This window comes from Pseudomonas sp. Eqa60, assembly GCF_018326405.1.
Classification (GTDB): Bacteria; Pseudomonadota; Gammaproteobacteria; order Pseudomonadales; family Pseudomonadaceae; genus Aquipseudomonas; species Aquipseudomonas protegens.
In genome coordinates this window covers 352,413-368,380 of the sequence record NZ_AP024342.1, presented here as the reverse complement: position 1 = coordinate 368,380, position 15,968 = coordinate 352,413, and the positions used below count along the sequence as shown (strand labels likewise).

Annotated in this window: 14 protein-coding genes; 5 read left to right on the top strand and 9 right to left on the bottom strand. The window is 62.9% G+C overall.

What is annotated here, in order from left to right; genetic code table 11:
- Positions 1 to 44: 44 nt before the first annotated feature.
- The 5 genes from KI242_RS01635 to KI242_RS01615 all read right to left on the bottom strand — a co-directional run bounded on the left by KI242_RS01635 (position 45) and on the right by KI242_RS01615 (position 4,255).
- Positions 45 to 740: a tetratricopeptide repeat protein gene (locus tag KI242_RS01635; protein WP_212805856.1), complete on the bottom strand. Its 696-nt coding sequence runs from the start codon at positions 738 to 740 to the stop codon at positions 45 to 47.
- Between the two features lie 5 nt (positions 741 to 745).
- Complete coding sequence (locus KI242_RS01630; protein ID WP_230493583.1) at positions 746 to 1,411, bottom strand: hypothetical protein; 666 nt, start codon at positions 1,409 to 1,411, stop codon at positions 746 to 748.
- 206 nt (positions 1,412 to 1,617) lie between these two features.
- On the bottom strand, positions 1,618 to 2,904 hold the full coding sequence (locus KI242_RS01625) for an OprD family porin (protein ID WP_015633793.1): 1,287 nt from the start codon (positions 2,902 to 2,904) through the stop codon (positions 1,618 to 1,620).
- A gap of 238 nt (positions 2,905 to 3,142) precedes the next feature.
- A complete protein-coding gene (locus tag KI242_RS01620) occupies positions 3,143 to 3,532 on the bottom strand; it encodes a nuclear transport factor 2 family protein (protein ID WP_015633792.1) in 390 nt (129 codons plus the stop codon).
- A 27-nt stretch (positions 3,533 to 3,559) separates the two neighbouring features.
- Positions 3,560 to 4,255 carry a DsbA family protein gene (locus KI242_RS01615; RefSeq protein WP_011058689.1) on the bottom strand — a complete coding sequence of 232 codons (696 nt, stop codon included), beginning with the start codon at positions 4,253 to 4,255 and terminating at the stop codon, positions 3,560 to 3,562.
- Positions 4,256 to 4,517: 262 nt separating this feature from the next.
- On the opposite strand from KI242_RS01615, the gene KI242_RS01610 reads away from it, so the two are divergent.
- Positions 4,518 to 6,617, top strand: a complete 2,100-nt coding sequence (locus KI242_RS01610; RefSeq protein WP_053155939.1) for a TonB-dependent siderophore receptor — start codon at positions 4,518 to 4,520, stop codon at positions 6,615 to 6,617.
- Between the two features lie 81 nt (positions 6,618 to 6,698).
- Here the strand turns inward: KI242_RS01610 and KI242_RS01605 are convergent, their stop codons facing one another.
- The 4 genes from KI242_RS01605 to KI242_RS01590 form a co-directional block, all read right to left on the bottom strand.
- Entirely contained in the window at positions 6,699 to 6,899 is a 201-nt protein-coding gene (locus tag KI242_RS01605; protein ID WP_011058687.1) for a hypothetical protein, read from the bottom strand.
- Between the two features lie 244 nt (positions 6,900 to 7,143).
- Positions 7,144 to 8,250, bottom strand: coding sequence for an agmatine deiminase (gene aguA, locus KI242_RS01600; protein ID WP_011058686.1), 1,107 nt, complete (start codon positions 8,248 to 8,250; stop codon positions 7,144 to 7,146).
- A gap of 5 nt (positions 8,251 to 8,255) precedes the next feature.
- On the bottom strand, positions 8,256 to 9,134 hold the full coding sequence (gene aguB / locus KI242_RS01595; RefSeq protein WP_011058685.1) for an N-carbamoylputrescine amidase: 879 nt from the start codon (positions 9,132 to 9,134) through the stop codon (positions 8,256 to 8,258).
- Positions 9,135 to 9,403: 269 nt separating this feature from the next.
- Positions 9,404 to 12,322 carry an aminotransferase gene (locus KI242_RS01590; protein WP_053155936.1) on the bottom strand — a complete coding sequence of 973 codons (2,919 nt, stop codon included), beginning with the start codon at positions 12,320 to 12,322 and terminating at the stop codon, positions 9,404 to 9,406.
- 239 nt (positions 12,323 to 12,561) lie between these two features.
- On the opposite strand from KI242_RS01590, the gene rfbB reads away from it, so the two are divergent.
- The 4 genes from rfbB to rfbD are packed head-to-tail and all read left to right on the top strand — an operon-like array spanning position 12,562 to position 15,936.
- Positions 12,562 to 13,644 carry a dTDP-glucose 4,6-dehydratase gene (gene rfbB / locus KI242_RS01585; protein WP_212805855.1) on the top strand — a complete coding sequence of 361 codons (1,083 nt, stop codon included), beginning with the start codon at positions 12,562 to 12,564 and terminating at the stop codon, positions 13,642 to 13,644.
- Entirely contained in the window at positions 13,641 to 14,516 is an 876-nt protein-coding gene (rfbA, locus tag KI242_RS01580) for a glucose-1-phosphate thymidylyltransferase RfbA (protein WP_015633785.1), read from the top strand. Before rfbB ends, rfbA begins: the two co-directional genes overlap by 4 nt.
- The gene (gene rfbC, locus KI242_RS01575) at positions 14,513 to 15,058 is read left to right on the top strand and encodes a dTDP-4-dehydrorhamnose 3,5-epimerase (protein ID WP_041115221.1); all 546 of its coding nucleotides are present in this window, start codon (positions 14,513 to 14,515) and stop codon (positions 15,056 to 15,058) included. Before rfbA ends, rfbC begins: the two co-directional genes overlap by 4 nt.
- Positions 15,055 to 15,936 (top strand): dTDP-4-dehydrorhamnose reductase, encoded by an 882-nt coding sequence (rfbD, locus tag KI242_RS01570; RefSeq protein ID WP_041115220.1) that lies wholly within the window; start codon positions 15,055 to 15,057, stop codon positions 15,934 to 15,936. Before rfbC ends, rfbD begins: the two co-directional genes overlap by 4 nt.
- Positions 15,937 to 15,968 lie beyond the last annotated feature (32 nt).

The following is a 15,968-nucleotide window of genomic DNA, read 5'->3' as shown; positions in this document are numbered from 1 at the left end:
TCGCGATCAGGCGAGCCTTTTTTATTGCATCAACCACGCTGCATTCAAGGCAGCTTGATCTTGTACTCGGCCAGCTTGGCCTGGTGCTGCGGCTCGACGTACTTCTGGTTCACCAGCTTGGCGAACTGTGCAAAGTCGGCGCGGGCGTCGTCGGTCTGGCCCAGTTTGTCGTAGGCCAGGCCGCGGTGGTAGAAGGCCCAGGCATAGTCGGGCTGCTTCAACAGGCCGGTGCTGTAGGCTTCCGCGGCCTCGCGATAGCGACCCAGGTCGTACAGCGTCTGGCCCAGGTGGTAGTAGGTCGGCATGTTGAAACCGCTGCCCTTGCCCGCCTCGCCCAGGTTGTTGTCAAGGTTGGACTGCACCAGCTCCAGGGCCTTTTGCGGGTTGCCCGCTTCGCGATACAGACGGCTCAGGTCCAGCACCGCCCGAGCATCGGGCTTGGGGCCCAGCTCGATGGATTTTTCCTTGGCGGCGATGGCTTCCGGGTAACGCTTGAAGCTGGCGTAGGCATCGGATTTGAGCCAGTACACCAGGCTCTGCATGGGCTGGCTCAGCTGGTTCTTCTCAAGGCACAGGTCGGCCTCTCGCAGCACCACGTCGAATTTTTCGGCCTTGGAAGCCTGGCCCACCATGCGGCAATGGGCGTAGTTGATCTGGTCCTGGCTCTGCAGGCTGGCGCAGCCAGTCACAGCAAGGGCACACACAAGCAGGAGCGACCCGCGTACAGACAATGAAGGCATGTTTTTCAATCCAGCAGATGGGCGTTGAGGTCAGGGCGATACACCTGCAGCAACGGCGCGGTGACCGTACCCTGCAAGCTGCAGAAGATCGTGGTGCGTCCGGCAATCGGTGCGTTGGTGGTACCGATGTCGATGCTCAGGATGCGTTCGACATAACCGAACGGCGTAGCCACGCCACCGCCCGCCAGGCCTTCGGTGCGCCACTGGTCGATGGGGTCGCCGACCCGGCGGATCTCCACCCGGCTCATGGCGCTGCGGTCTGCCTTCAGGCGGCTGTTGTCCACCAGCAGCGGCTTGAGTGCCGCGGCCACGTCCTTGGGCTGGCCCTCGGCGACAAAGCCCCAGAACAGCAGGTTGCCCACCGACTTCAGCGACTGAGCTTCGTTGTAGTAGCCCACCAGGCGCACGCCATTGACCAGCAGCGGCTGTTCGAAGGCCTGGTAGCGCCCGCCTTCCTGCAAAGGGTTCATGACCTTGGGCGCGCTTACCGCACCGTACCGGGCCAGGCTCAAGGTGCCGGTCGGCAGTCGGGCGGTATTCAGGTTCTGGAAGAACTGCGCATCACAGCGGGAGAAGTCGCTCAGCAACTGCTCGGGCGCAGTCGCTTGCTGGCCGTGGGCGATGCTGGCGACGCTCAGCAGGCACAGGCCGGATAGCAGGGTACGGAACATCGAAATCATCCGTGACAAGACAGGGGGGTGGACTGTAACAAGATTGATATGCGCCAACCACTGGCTGAAAAAAGCACCCGGGCGAGAACAGTCACCCGCCATCCCGGGCATTTCTGCAACCCGGATGCCCAGGCACAAAAAAGCCCCGAACCAGTCGGGGCTTTTTCCATTGCGCCACCTGAAGTCAGGCGGTGATCAGGCGTTCATCAGAACACGTTGATCGGGTAGTCGACGAACACACGCAGTTCGTTGCCGCCCACGTTGTACTCGGAAGACTTCTGCGAAACGCGCAGTACCGAGCTGCGTACTTTCACGCTCAGGTCTTTGGCTGGGCCACTCTGTACTACGTACTTGAACTGGTTGAAGATTTCCCGCTCGCTGCCGCCGGTGGAGGTCGAGGTGGTGATGTTGTCGCCACGCACGTAGGCCACGTTATAGGTCAGGCCCGGTACGCCGAAGGCGCCGAAGTCCAGACCGTAGCCCAGCTGCCAGCTGCGCTCGTCTTCGGCGTTGAAGTCGGACCAGTAGGAGTTGGCCAGGTAGATGGTGTTGCCGCCATCGCCCACGCGGTTCTGACCGCGCTGGTAGCCGCCGTAGGCATAGCCCAGGTGGCTGTCGCCGGTGCTGCGCTGGTGCGCCAGGGTGAAGGAGTGCGGGCCCATGGCGTAGGTGGCTGCCAGGCTCCAGATCTTGTTGTCTTCGCCGCCGGCTTTAGCCTTCTCGGCGTAGGACTTGTCCAGCTCGGTACGGTAGCCGTTGAAGTCCAGGGTCAGGGACTGGTCAGTGGCCAGCGGGAACACGTAGTTCAGGTTGATGTACTGCTTCTTCAGCACGTCTTCGACGTCGGAAGCGTACAGCGCGCCCTTGAACTGCTCGGTGAACTGGTAGCTACCGCCCAATACGTTGATCGACTTCAGGCCACCACTGTCACGGCCTTCGGCGCTCTTGCGCGATTCGGCGGTGAAGTGACCGGCGTTCAGCTCCAGGCCCTTGATCTCCTTGGAGGTGATCAGGGTACCGGTGTAGCTTTCCGGCAGCAGGCGCGAGTTGTCGTAGTTCAGCACCGGCAGGGCCGGCATCTGGTCACCGTAGGTCAGCACAGTGTTGGAGAAACGGAACTTGACTGCAGCACCGGCCTTGGCCAGGTCGTCTGCAGCGCTACCGCTGTCACCCTGCTTGAAGAAGTCGATGCCGCCGGCACCGCTGCGACCCTTGCCGCCGTCCAGGCGCAGTGCGTACAGGCCGAAGGCGTCAACGCCCACGCCCACGGTGCCTTGGGTGAAGCCCGAGGAGAAGGTGCCGATGAAACCCTGGCCCCATTCAGCCTTGTCCGGGTTGCCATCTTTGTAGTCACGGTTGATGTAAGCGTTGCGCAACAGCACTTTCAGGCTGCTGTCTTCAACAAAACCCTTGGCGTCGGCCTGGCCGTCGGCCATGGCCTGTGTTGCGCTCAAAATCCCCAGTGCAACCAAGCAGATCCGCTGTTTAAACATTTTATTTTCCTTATTACGGGTTGGTGACGCGCTGTGAGCTCCGCGGCTATGGCGATTGAACGCTCTTCTACCGTTGAAACAAAAAAGCCCGACCGCGGGTGAGCACGGTGGGCCTTTTATTATTCTGAAATATGGCTCCTGGCCACAGGCGTTGGGGCGAATCCTATCTGCGCCTTTAACAACGTGTCAATTTCGTGAATCGTCTTTGAATAGCTGAAAATATTCTAAGAACTGCGGGCTAGAGCATTGCCAGCTGCACACTGTGACTGTCCACGAATTGTTCGAAGTGGGTGACCTTGCCATCTTTAAGTGTCCACAAGTGAGCCACCCGTACATCGATCGGTTTGCCCGAGGCCTTGTAGACGCCCTGGTAATTGCCATAGGCGAACACCTTGTCGCCCTGGGCCACATAGTTCTCGACCTTGAAGGTGAAGTCCTGCCATTCCGAGCCCAGGCGCTTGAAGACGTGCTCCAGCACCGCCTCGAACCCTATGTAGGTGCCGGCATAGGGAAAGCCTGCCGCCTCGGTCCAGCGGGCATCGGGGGCCAGGGCCGCTGCGGTGTTGCGCGCATTTTCCTGGGAGTTGGCACCTTCGTAGGTGCTCTTGATCAACGCTAGGTTATCCATGGGTGACTCCACGCAGGTCAGGTGAGTTCAGGGTGTGCAACCGTCCAGGCCACAGGCCTGGACCACGCCATCGTGAGGGCCGCTATCGGCGCCCAGGGAGGTCTTCAGCCAGTCGGCGAAGGCCTCGGGTTTGCCCAGCCAGGGGCTGATGTCGAGCAACTGGTAACGACCATCGCGCTCCAGCACCAGGGTCGGGAAGCCTTGCCCGCCGACCTTGGCCAACAGGGCCCGGCTCGCCTTTATATGGTTGTCCAGTTCATGGGCCACCGCCTGGTCGAAGGCCGCCTCGAAGGCGGCCGGGGCAAACCCCTGGGCCTGCGCCAGCTCCAGCAGCACCTGCCGGTCGGCGATCCTGCGTCCTTCCAGATAATGCGCCGTCTGCAACCGGCCCAGAAATTCCAGGCCCCGCCCTTCCATAGCCTGGGCCGCCAGTACGGCGGCAATCGGCGGCGCCGAGTCGAAGGTGGCCGTCTCATCCCGCAGCAGGCCCTCGAAATAGGCCTGGCCAAAAGGCTGCCCGGTGTACTCGGCGATCCGCCGGTCATGGGGCATGACGTAATCGCGCAGTTGCGGCGAGACCGGCTGGCGGTTGCGCCCGGTCATCATGCCGCCGGCATGGGCCACCACCGGCACCACCGCCTGGGCGGCCTGCACCAGCGGCTTGGCACCGTAGCACCAGCCGCACAGGGGATCATAAATATAGTGAAGGGTGGCCAAGGACATATCGGGGCTCCAGCAAGGTCTTGAAAATTCGATGTCACGCAGACTAGGCCGCGCGCGCCAAGGAAAAAACCTCGAATTGGCTTTTAGTCTGTTGCTGTAACCGGTCGAATCCGTCTGTTTAGCCTCAGTATGCGAACCGATACCCGAAAGATACATTCAGAAACAAATAGCCCGGGGAACTTATTAGGGAATATTTAACATCTGTTAATGACAAGCATTACCATTCGCACCCTCGAATTCCCCCTTCTCGGATGCGTTTCAGATGCCTGCCCATTTCCGCCTCATGCCCCTGTCCCTGGGTCTTTGCACCCTGCTGGCCAGCGGTTTTGCCTGCGCTGCCAGCACTACCCTGCCGATGACCTCCATCAGTGCCGAGGCCGAAGCCGACCCCGATGACCCTCGCGTCAAGGAAGTCAGCACTGCAACCCGTACCTCGACCCCGGCGCGCTACGTGCCCCAGGCCATCGACACAATCAAGACCGCCAACGTGCTGGACTACGGCGTCAACGACCTGGGCAGCGCCCTGAGTGGCATTCCCAACGTCAGCAGCGGCTCGGACACGCGCTTCGACAGCCTGCGGATCCGCGGCTTCGATGCCAGTAACGACTTCTACCTGGACGGCATCCGCGACGACAGCCAATACGTGCGCGACCTGCACAACATCGAGCGCATCGAAGTGCTCAAGGGCCCGGCGGCAGTGCTCTACGGCCGTGGCAGCCAGGGCGGGATCATCAACCGGGTGAGCAAGCTGCCGGAATTCGGCCGCCGCTCCAGCGTCGAAGTCCAGGGCGGCAGCCAGGACCTGCGCAGCCTGTATGCCGACCTCAGCGCCGACCCGACAGAGAACGTCAGCCTGCGCCTGAACCTGGGCAACGAGGACCGGAACAGTTTCCGCAAAGGCGTCAGCGGCAACCGCCAATTGTTCGCCCCGTCCATGAGCTGGCAACTGACCCCGGACCTGAACTGGCTGGTGCAGTACGAATACAGCCGCTACAACCGCACCCCGGACCGCGGCATCCCCGGGGTCAATGGACGCCCGGCGGACGTCAGCCGCGACACCACCTACGGCGATCACCGCGACTACATCGACGACAAGTCCCAGTCCCTGCGCTCCAAGCTGAGCTACGAGCTCAGCGAGAACTGGCAACTGCGCCACACCCTGGGGGTATTCAAGCTCGACAGCGACTTCGACAACACCTACCAGACCGGCTACAACGCCACGACGGGCAAGGTCCAACGCCAACGCTGGCAGCAGGACCTGAAGACCCGCAACGTCTACAACAACACCGAACTGGAGGGCCGTTTCGACACCTTCGGCCTGGAACATCGCCTGCTCACCGGCCTGGAGCTCGGCAGCCAGCGCCGCGACCCGATCCTCTACAACGCCGCCACTTCCGGGCCGGGCAGCCAGGCGGTGCCCGCCGTCGACCTGTACAACCCCAACCCGTACCAGAGCCACACCGGCCGCATGCAGGTCTCCAGCAACAACCACACCGAGGTCGAAAGCCGGGCCCTCTATGTGCAGGATCAACTGCGCCTGAACGATCAATGGCAATTGCTCGCCGGCCTGCGCTACGACAACTTCGATGTGCAGACCAGCAACCGCAAGAACGGGCTCTCCGAAAGCCGCGAAAGCCACAGCGTCAGCCCGCGCCTGGGGGTGGTCTGGACGCCGCTGGAGCACCACTCGTTCTATGCCTCGTGGAGCAAGTCGTTCTCACCGGTGGGCGGCGGCCTGATCGGCATCACCCCGAACGCCGCCGGTAACGGCAACGACCTGAGCCCTGAGCTCACCCGGCAGAAGGAAGTCGGAGTCAAGAGCGACTGGCTGGACGAACGCCTGAGCACCACCCTGGCGGTGTATGAGCTGGAGCTCTACAACCGTCGCACCTCCGATCCGCAAGACCGCAGCATCACCCTGCTCACCGGGCTGCAACGCTCCCGCGGCATCGAGCTGACGGGCACCGGCAAGATCGTCGGCAACTGGTACCTGCGCGGCGGCATCGGCCTGCAGGACGCCGTGGTGGTCAAGGACAACAACGGCTTCGAAGACAAGCGCGTGAACAACGTCGCCAAGCGCAATGGCAGCCTGTTCATCACCTGGAAACCGGAACTGGGCTGGTACGCCGAGACCGGCCTGACCCTGGTCGGCGACCGCTTCGCCGATAGCAGCAACACCGTGGCGCTGCCCGGTTATGGCCGCTGGGACGCCCTGGCCGGTTACCGGCACAAGGACTGGGACGTACGCGCTGCGCTGAACAATATCGCCGACCGCGAGTACTACAGTTCCGCCACCAGCGCCTTCCAGATCCAGCCGGGCGACCCTCGCAGCCTGGTGGTCACCGGCAACTACCGCTTCTGACACCCGGACGCCCGGCATCTGAATGCCAGGCAAAAAAAAGCGCTGCCATCCCGGCAGCGCTTCGCACAATCCCTTGTTTGTCTATCCTTTCACCACATCCCACAACGCCTGCAGTTCCGCCTCGCTGAGCAATCCAGCGGGGTAACGCTCAATGATGATCCGGCGCGGATCAGGTTCCCTGATCTGACGCGTTCCATTGGACTTCAACCACTGGGCCAGCACCTGCAGCGACTCGTTATTCATTGCCAAGGGATGGGACGCCCGCTCGCTGACCATGTTCATTCCAGCGCTCTCCTGGTATCTGAGCGGCCTAACTTATCCAAGCTTTATGACAGAACAACACCGTTCTCCATGTCTCAGAATCACGCCAGGAGAGATACAAGAGCTATGCCAATGTGCCACCCGTGCCGATATACGGCCATGAAAAAGCCCGCGGCCTGTCTAGGCTGCGGGCTGGCTGGTGAAGCTCAGGCCACGGGCCGGGCCGGCACCGGCAAACAACCGGCATCGGCTGTTACAACGGCACTCAAATCCGCTGTGGCGCGGGCTGTTGCTGGGTAAGGCAGTGGATATTGCCGCCCCCCAGTAACAGTTCACGGCCCGGCACCATCACCACTTCGTGCTCGGGAAACAGCTGCTGCAGGATGGCCTTGGCCTGGGCGTCCATCGGGTCGTCAAAGCTGGGCGCGATGATCCCGCCATTGACGATCAGGAAGTTCACGTAGGAACCCGCCAGCCGCACCGAAGGGTTGCGCTCCTGGCTGCCCTCTACCGCGTCGACCCCGGCGCATTCCTCTTCGGTGGCGTACAAGGGGCCGGGAATCGGCATCTTGTGCACCTTGAAGGTGCGGCCCTTGGCGTCACGGGTGTTTTCCAGCACCTGCAGGGCGGCCTGGCAACGCGGGTAGTTCGGGTCCTGGGGGTCGTCGGTCCAGGCCAGCAGCACTTCGCCCGGGCGCACATAGCAGCAGAAGTTATCCACATGGCCGTCGGTTTCGTCGTTGTACAGGCCGTCCGGCAGCCAGACGATCTGCTCCACCGCTAGATGCTCGCGCAGTACCGCCTCGATCTCTTCGCGGGACAGGTGCGGGTTGCGGTTGTGGTTGAGCAGGCATTCCTCGGTGGTGATCAGGGTGCCTTCGCCATCGACGTGGATCGAGCCACCTTCGAGCACGAAGCCCTCGGTGCGGTACTCCTGGCAACGTTCGATTTCCAGCACCTTGCTGGCGACCTGCTCGTCACGGTTCCACGGCGAATACAGGCCGCCTTCGAAGCCGCCCCAGGCGTTGAATCCCCAGTGCACGCCGCGCACTTCGCCGCTGGCGTTGATGACGAAAGTCGGGCCGGTGTCGCGGACCCAGGCGTCGTCGCTGGACATTTCCACCACACGGATATTGGGCACGTCCAGGCGTGCCCGGGCGTTTTCATACTGGGCCGCGGACACGGCCACTGTCACCGGTTCAAAGCGCGCGATGGCCTTGGCCACCGCGGCATGGGCGGCCTGCGCCGGCTTGCCGCCCAGGCGCCAGTTGTCCGGGCGCTCGGGCCAGATCATCCAGGCCTGGGTCTGGGTCGCCCATTCGGCGGGCATGTAGAAACCGTCGGCGCGCGGCGTGCTGTGCAAAGTGCTCATAGTGTTCAGGACTCCAGGGAACCGTCGAGGGTTTTCAGCGCGCCATAGAGGTTCGGACGACGGTCACGGAAACTGCCCCAGGCGCTGCGGATGTGCTCGAGCTCGTCGAGGTCGAAGCTGTGCACAAGGATACCTTCTTCAGTTTGGTTGAGCTCCTGAACCTTCTCGCCGAACTGATTGGCGATGAAGGACGAGCCGTAGAAGGTGATGTCGTAGCCGTCCTGCTCTTCGTTGCCGATGCGGTTGCTGGCGATCAGCGGCATCAGGTTGGCCCCGGCATGGCCCTGCTGCACCCGCTGCCAGTGGTCGCGGGAGGAAATTGTCTGGTCGTGGGGCTCGCTGCCGATGGCGGTGGGGTAGAAGAGAATCTCCGCGCCTTGCAAGGCCATGCTGCGGGCGCACTCGGGGAACCACTGGTCCCAGCAGATGCCCACGCCGATCTTCGCGTAGCGGGTGTTCCATACCTTGAAGCCGGTATCGCCCGGGTTGAAGTAGTACTTTTCGTGGTAGCCGGGGCCATCCGGGATGTGGCTTTTCCGATAAATCCCGAGGTTGCTGCCATCGGCATCGATGATCGCGATGCTGTTGAAACGCGCCCGCCCGGCCAGCTCGTAGAAGCTGATGGGCAGCACCACTTGCAGCTCCCTGGCGACTTTCTGGAAGTGCGCGATGGCGGCGTTGCTGTCCACCGTGGTGGCCAGTTGCAGGTAATCCGGGTTGGGCTTCTGGCAGAAGTAAGGCGCCTCGAACAGTTCCTGGATCAGGATGATCTGCGCCCCCTTGGCCGCGGCTTCGCGTACCAGTTTCTCAGCGGTTTCGAGGTTGGCCTCAAGGTCCCAGGAACAGGCCATCTGGGTAGCGGCGACGGTAACGGTACGGCTCATGGATCAACTCCTGGGCAAGGCGAAGCGGTCGATGACAACGGACACAAGGCACCGGGCACGGCGAGGCCAAGCCTGGATATGGCCACTTTATATCCGATAAATATCGACTTTAAAAGCTGAAAAACCATTAACTACGATAAATTAACGACAAAAAGCCGATAACAATCGAATTATAAAGAAACGCATTCGCCGGCAAGCCTGCTCCTACCAAGCGTTGCAGGAGCCGGCCTGCCGGCGAATGGAGGTCAACGCAAAGCAGAGCCCTGCGCCTACAGCTCTTCGCTCAACACCTTGGCCAGCATGTCGACGAAGAAATCCACGCTCTGGCGAGTCGTGACCATCGGCGGCTTGATCTTGAGGATGTTCAGGTGATCGCCGGTAGGTTGCATGAAAATCCCCAGCTCGCGCAGGCGTTCGCACAGCAGGGTGGTTTCCTCGGTGGCCGGTTCCAGGGTGGCGTGATCGCGGATCAGTTCCAGCCCAAGGTAGAAACCGGAACCATGCACCGCTCCCACCAGCGGGTGGTTTTCCTTGAGCGCCTCCAGGCGCTGCCGGAAGTGTTCACCGACCACCTGGGCGTTTTCCCAGAGTTTCTCTTCCTGCATCACGTCCAGCACCGCAATGCCGATGCGGCAACTGACCGGGCTGCCGCCGGACGAGGAGAAGAAATAGCCTTCGGCCTCCAGCGCTTCGGCGATTTCCCGCCGGGTGATCACCGCACCCAGGGGCTGGCCGTTGCCCATGCCCTTGGCCATGGTGATGATGTCCGGGGTCACGCCCTGCTCCTCGAAGCCCCAGAAGAACTGGCCCATGCGCCCGTAGCCGACCTGGATCTCGTCGGCGATGCACACCCCGCCCCGAGCCCGCACCCGCTCGTAGACCTGCTGCAGGTAGCCCGGTGGCAGCGAAATCCCTCCGGCGTTGCCATACACGGGTTCGCAGATGAAACCGGCCAGCTGGCGTTGCTGCTCATCCAGCTTGTGCAGTTGCTGGTCGACGCTGCGCAGGTAGTGCGGGGTGCTGTCCTGGCCGCGGAACTCGCCGCGATAGGTGTTGGGCGCGGTCACCGGGTGCACCCACTCCGGACGGCTGGTGAGGGCCTGGGGGTTGTCGGCGATGGAGGTGGACACTGCGTCAGCCGCCACCGACCAGCCGTGGTAGGCCTCCAGCACACTGAGCATGTCGCGCCCGCCGCTGTAGGCCCAGGCCAGGCGGATCGCCAGGTCATTGGCCTCGGTGCCGCTGTTGACCAGGAACACCCGGTCCATGGAATCCGGTGCCAGGGCCAGCAGGCGCTCGGAGAACTCGGCGATCGCCGCATAGTGGAAACGCGAGTTGGTGTTGAGCAGCGACCATTGCCGCGCCGCTTCAGCGGCCATGCGCGGGTGACCGTGGCCCAGCACCGCGACGTTGTTGAGCATGTCCAGGTAGGAACGCCCCTGCATGTCGATCAAGTGGTTGCGCCAGCCGCGCTCGATCCGCGGCGGATCGACGTAATAGTGCTTCTGCGAGCGGGCAAAACTGGCGTCACGACGCTCCAGCAGGGTTTGCGGATCCAGTTCCGGCTCGGCATCGCAGGCCAGCCCCAGCAGCGCCGCCGGCGAGGGGCAAAGGGCTTGCCAGGCCGGGGCTCGGGACGGTGTACAGAACAGCGGCGGATCCAGTTCGGCAGCCCGACACAGCTGCACCTTGAGCCGACCATCCGCCGCCACGGCGCCCAGCACCTGGCCCTTGACCAGCGCCGCTCCCGGCTGCAACGAAGGCTCGACGCCCCACAGGTGCACACTCAGGGTCGGGCCATCGAGGCGCAACAGGCCTTGCTCGGCACGGTGCAGGACCCCGGCGAACGGCGCTTCCACAGCGGTGCCTGGCGGCACTTGCAGTTGTACATGCAAGGGGCAGGTCGAGGGTTCCTCGGCGCTATCGGGACGGGTCTGCGACAGGCGGTACTGTCCATAGCGGCTGGCTGCCAGGCCATGGGCGGCGCCGGCTTCGGCCAACAGGCGATCGTCGATCCCCGGCTGCTCCCAATTGCCCGCCTCGAAGTGCGGGCTGAGCACGCCCAGGTCGATCAGGGCGAATTCGCGCCCCACCAGGCTCGGCAACAGCGGGGCGAACCCCTCACCACCGATGGCAGGCAGTGCGTGCCCGACAGCGGTGAGAATCGCCGCCTCCATGAACTCGAACGACACCGAGTTGGCGACCTGGAAAATCTCCCACTCGTGGCTCAGGTTGGCACGGCTGTAGGCATTGCCCGGGTCGATGCTGACCTGCTGCTCGCCACTGAGCACCAGCACCGCCGCCCGGGCCACGATCAGAGGCCAGAGCGCCAGCAGTTCCGCACGTTGCAACGGGTTGACCTGATGGTAGGCCTGGATCGCCGGGAGGATGCGCAGCGGGTCGCCCTCGGCGTGATGCAGCAGCGCCGCGCAGGTCACCGACAGGTCGGTGATGCGCCAGGTGCGGATCAGGTCGCCGAAATCGATCACCCCCTGCACCTGCCAGTGCCGTGCTTCATCCCGCTGCCAGACCACGTTGTCATCGGTGATGTCCATATGGATGGCCTGCACCGGCAGTTGCTCCAGCAGCGGATGCAGGCGGCGCTCGGCGCGTTGCGCGGCGCTGGCGATCACCGCTCGTTGCTGCGGGTCGGCAATGATCGGCAGCAGATGCCCGATCAATGCCTGGGCATGCCGGGCGTCCCATTGCAGGGTGCGCTCCAGGCCCGGATGCTCGAAATCCGCCAGGGCCAGGTCCATCTGCCCGCACAGCCGGCCCAGGCCCGCCACCAGCTCGCCGCCCAGGTGCGGCAGCTGGGTCAGGGAGCGGCCTTCTATATAGTCCAGCAGGCGCACGTGCAGCGCTTGCCCGGCGATCTCCAGGGACAGCAGGTCCGCGCCGTTTGTCGCCGGGATGACCCTGGGCACTCGCAGCTCCGGGTGCTGTTGCAGATGCTTGAGGCCGGCGTGCTGCGCCTGCAACTCCAGGACCGAGTAGTCGCCGCGGCAGATCTTCAGGACAAACCGCCCCTGGGGGCTGTCGACGCGATAGTTGAGGTCTTGCTGGCTGCCCAGCGAATGCAGGGTGCCGTGCAGGCCGTAGTGGCTTTCCAGCAACTCCAGCGCTTGCTGCGCTAAGACTTGCGGGCTGGGCAGACTGGCACGGTGGATCAAGGTGGCGAGCAACATACAACGACCCCTGGAATTGTTATAGGGCGCTTATATCGCCACTGCGCAAGTTAATGCGCAACCCCAAAGCGCACAGGCAAGACCAGAGCCTTGCCTGCTGTAAACTTCGGCCGGCGAAATTTCCGACGGTTCGCAGAGCAATCAAGCGGTTGTTGCTATTGCACCCTAGGCGTCCTATCGACAAGCTATGCTGCATTCGTCGCAGCAAATGACCGTTTTCAAGGATACAGGCCCCAAATATGCGCATTCTCGTTACCGGCGGAGCCGGTTTTATCGGCTCGGCCCTGGTCCGCCATCTGCTTCAGCACACGGAACACGAAGTGCTGAACCTGGACAAACTGACCTACGCAGGCAACCTGGAATCGCTGCACAGCATCGCCAGCAACAGCCGCTATGAGTTCGTCAAGGCCGATATCGTCGACCAGGCCACCGTCAGCGCCGTGCTGGCGCGCTTCCAGCCCCACGCGATCATGCACCTGGCTGCCGAGTCCCATGTCGACCGCTCCATCGACGGGCCGTCCGACTTCATCCAGACCAATATCGTCGGCACCTACAGCCTGCTGGAAGCGACCCGCGCCTACTGGCACACATTGCCCGAGGCGGAAAAAGCCGCTTTCCGTTTCCACCATATTTCCACCGATGAGGTCTATGGCGACCTGCATGGCGTCGATGACCTGTTCACCGAAACCACGCCCTACGCCCCCAGCTCGCCCTACTCCGCCAGCAAGGCCGCATCCGACCACCTGGTCCGCGCCTGGCAGCGTACCTATGGGCTGCCGGTGCTGATCACCAACTGCTCCAACAACTACGGCCCGTTCCACTTCCCCGAAAAGCTGATTCCGCTGGTGATCCTCAACGCCCTGGCAGGCAAACCGCTGCCGGTGTACGGCAACGGCCTGCAGGTGCGCGACTGGCTGTATGTCGAGGATCACGCCCGGGCCCTGTTCAAGGTGATGACCGAAGGCACGGTCGGCGAGACCTACAACATCGGCGGCCACAACGAGCAGAAGAACATCGACGTGGTACGCGGCATCTGCAGCCTGCTGGAAGAGCTGGCCCCGCACAAACCCCAGGGCGTGGCTCACTACGCCGACCTCATCACCTTCGTCCAGGACCGCCCCGGCCACGATCTGCGCTACGCCATCGACGCCGGCAAGATCGAGCGCGAGCTGGGCTGGGTTCCGGAAGAAACCTTCACCAGTGGCCTGCGCAAGACCGTGCAGTGGTACCTGGAAAACCTCGAGTGGTGCCGCCGGGTACAAGACGGCAGCTACCAGGGCCAACGCCTGGGTTCCACCGACATCAAGGATCTGATTGCATGATCAAAGGCATTGTTCTGGCGGGCGGCTCCGGCACCCGTCTGCACCCCATCACCCTCGGTGTGTCCAAGCAGCTGCTGCCAATCTACGACAAGCCGATGATCTACTACCCGATCTCGGTACTGATGCTGGCCGGCATCCAGGACATCCTGATCATCTCCACCCCCCAGGACCTGCCGCAATACCGCAACCTGCTGGGTGACGGCAGCCAGTTCGGCGTGCGTTTTTGCTATGCCGAACAGCCTTCCCCGGATGGCCTGGCCCAGGCCTTCCTGATTGGCGAGGAGTTCATCGGCAATGACCCGGTGTGCCTGATCCTGGGCGACAACATCTTCCACGGCCAGTACTTCGGCGAACAGCTGCGCGACGCCGCCAAGCGCACCAGCGGCGCCACGGTGTTCGGCTACTGGGTCAAGGACCCGGAGCGTTTCGGAGTCATCGACTTCGACAGCGAGGGCCGTGCCCTGTCCATCGAAGAGAAACCCAAGAAGCCGAAGTCCAGCTACGCGGTCACCGGCCTGTATTTCTACGACAATGACGTGGTGCAGATTGCCAGGGACGTCAAGCCTTCGCCCCGGGGCGAACTGGAGATCACCGACGTCAACAACGCCTACCTTAAGCGTGGCGACCTGCACGTGGAGCGTTTTGGCCGGGGCTTTGCCTGGCTCGACACCGGCACCCACGACAGCCTGCTGGAGGCCTCGCAATACGTGCAGACCATCGAGCATCGCCAGGGCCTGAAAGTCGCCTGTCTGGAAGAGATCGCCTATGAGAACCGCTGGATCAGCCGCGAGCACCTGCTGGAGCGCGCCGCTTACTTCGGCAAGACCGGCTATGGCCAGTACCTGTTCACTCTGGCGGGGGAGACCCAATGAACATCATTCAGACAGAGCTCACCGGTGTACTGATTATCGAGCCCAAGGTCTTTGGCGACGAGCGTGGCTTCTTCTACGAGAGCTTCAATGCCAAGGCCTTTGAAGAGGCCACCGGCTTGCAGAAGAGCTTTGTACAGGACAATCACTCGCGATCCGTCAAGAACGTCCTGCGTGGTCTGCACTACCAGATTGAGCACCCGCAGGGAAAACTGGTCCGGGTGATTGCCGGCGAGGTTCTGGACGTAGCCGTCGATATCCGGCGTAGCTCCCCGAACTTTGGCCGTTGGGCAAGTGTTCGCCTGTCTGCACATAACAATCGCCAACTATGGATTCCCGAAGGGTTCGCCCATGGCTTCGTAGTACTCAGCGACGCTGCCGAGTTTCTCTACAAGACCACCGATTACTACACGCCTTCTGCTGAGCGTTGCATCAGTTGGGACGATCCGACCCTGGCGATCGACTGGCAGTTGCAGGATATGCCAACGCTCTCGGCCAAGGACCAGAAAGGTAAAAGCCTTGAAGAAGCCGATCTGTTCCCATGAACGCTCCTCTGAAAATCCTTATCAGCGGCCAGCACGGCCAGGTCTCCCGGGAGCTGCAGCAGCGCCTCGGCGACCTGGGCGAGCTGGTGGTCCTGGGTCGTGAGCAACTGGACCTGAGCCACCCGGAACAGATCCGCCAGCAAGTGCGCGCCACTCGCCCGGACCTGATCATCAATGCCGCCGCCCACACCGCCGTCGACCAGGCCCAGAGCGAGCCGGACCTGGCTTTTGCGATCAACGCCACGGCCCCCGGGATCTTCGCCCAGGAAGCCTTCGAGCTGGGTGTGCCGCTGATTCACTACTCCACCGACTACGTGTTCGATGGCAGCAAGGAAACGCCCTATGTTGAGGACGACGAGCCCAACCCGCTGAGTGTCTACGGCGAGAGCAAGCTGGCTGGCGAACGGGCGATCCGGCTGGTCCAGGGCCAGCATTTGATCCTGCGCACCAGCTGGGTCTACTCCAGCCATGGCAAGAACTTCCTGCTGACCATGCAGCGCCTGCTGCAGGAAAAACCCGAGCTGCGGGTGGTGGCCGACCAGATCGGCGCGCCCACCTGGGCCGGCACCATCGCCACCAGCACCCGGGCGCTGATCGAGCGTTGGCGAGCCGGGCAGCCCGGCGCCTGGGGCACCTACCACCTCACCGCCCACGGCGAGACTTCCTGGTTCGGCTTTGCCCAGGCCATCGGCGAGCAGTTGCTGGCCATGGACAAACCCTGCGCCGTCCTTGAAGCCATCCCTTCCAGCGCTTACCCGACACCGGCGCCGCGGCCGTTGAACTCGCGCCTGGACTGCAGCCGCCTGGCACGGGAGTGGGGCGTGGTCCAGCCGGACTGGCACACCGCATTGCGCGAGTGTCTTGCCGAGCAGGGCTAGGCATAATGCGCCTGTATCCACAGGCGCCTTTT

Bases quoted from the DNA above. Each gene is read 5' to 3' on its own strand.
- KI242_RS01635 (WP_212805856.1), bottom strand. From the start codon at position 740: ATGCCTTCATTGTCTGTACGCGGGTCGCTCCTGCTTGTGTGTGCCCTT.
- KI242_RS01630 (WP_230493583.1), bottom strand. From the start codon at position 1,411: ATGTTCCGTACCCTGCTATCCGGCCTGTGCCTGCTGAGCGTCGCCAGC.
- KI242_RS01625 (WP_015633793.1), bottom strand. From the start codon at position 2,904: ATGTTTAAACAGCGGATCTGCTTGGTTGCACTGGGGATTTTGAGCGCA.
- KI242_RS01620 (WP_015633792.1), bottom strand. From the start codon at position 3,532: ATGGATAACCTAGCGTTGATCAAGAGCACCTACGAAGGTGCCAACTCC.
- KI242_RS01615 (WP_011058689.1), bottom strand. From the start codon at position 4,255: ATGTCCTTGGCCACCCTTCACTATATTTATGATCCCCTGTGCGGCTGG.
- KI242_RS01610 (WP_053155939.1), top strand. From the start codon at position 4,518: ATGCCTGCCCATTTCCGCCTCATGCCCCTGTCCCTGGGTCTTTGCACC.
- KI242_RS01605 (WP_011058687.1), bottom strand. From the start codon at position 6,899: ATGAACATGGTCAGCGAGCGGGCGTCCCATCCCTTGGCAATGAATAAC.
- aguA (WP_011058686.1), bottom strand. From the start codon at position 8,250: ATGAGCACTTTGCACAGCACGCCGCGCGCCGACGGTTTCTACATGCCC.
- aguB (WP_011058685.1), bottom strand. From the start codon at position 9,134: ATGAGCCGTACCGTTACCGTCGCCGCTACCCAGATGGCCTGTTCCTGG.
- KI242_RS01590 (WP_053155936.1), bottom strand. From the start codon at position 12,322: ATGTTGCTCGCCACCTTGATCCACCGTGCCAGTCTGCCCAGCCCGCAA.
- rfbB (WP_212805855.1), top strand. From the start codon at position 12,562: ATGCGCATTCTCGTTACCGGCGGAGCCGGTTTTATCGGCTCGGCCCTG.
- rfbA (WP_015633785.1), top strand. From the start codon at position 13,641: ATGATCAAAGGCATTGTTCTGGCGGGCGGCTCCGGCACCCGTCTGCAC.
- rfbC (WP_041115221.1), top strand. From the start codon at position 14,513: ATGAACATCATTCAGACAGAGCTCACCGGTGTACTGATTATCGAGCCC.
- rfbD (WP_041115220.1), top strand. From the start codon at position 15,055: ATGAACGCTCCTCTGAAAATCCTTATCAGCGGCCAGCACGGCCAGGTC.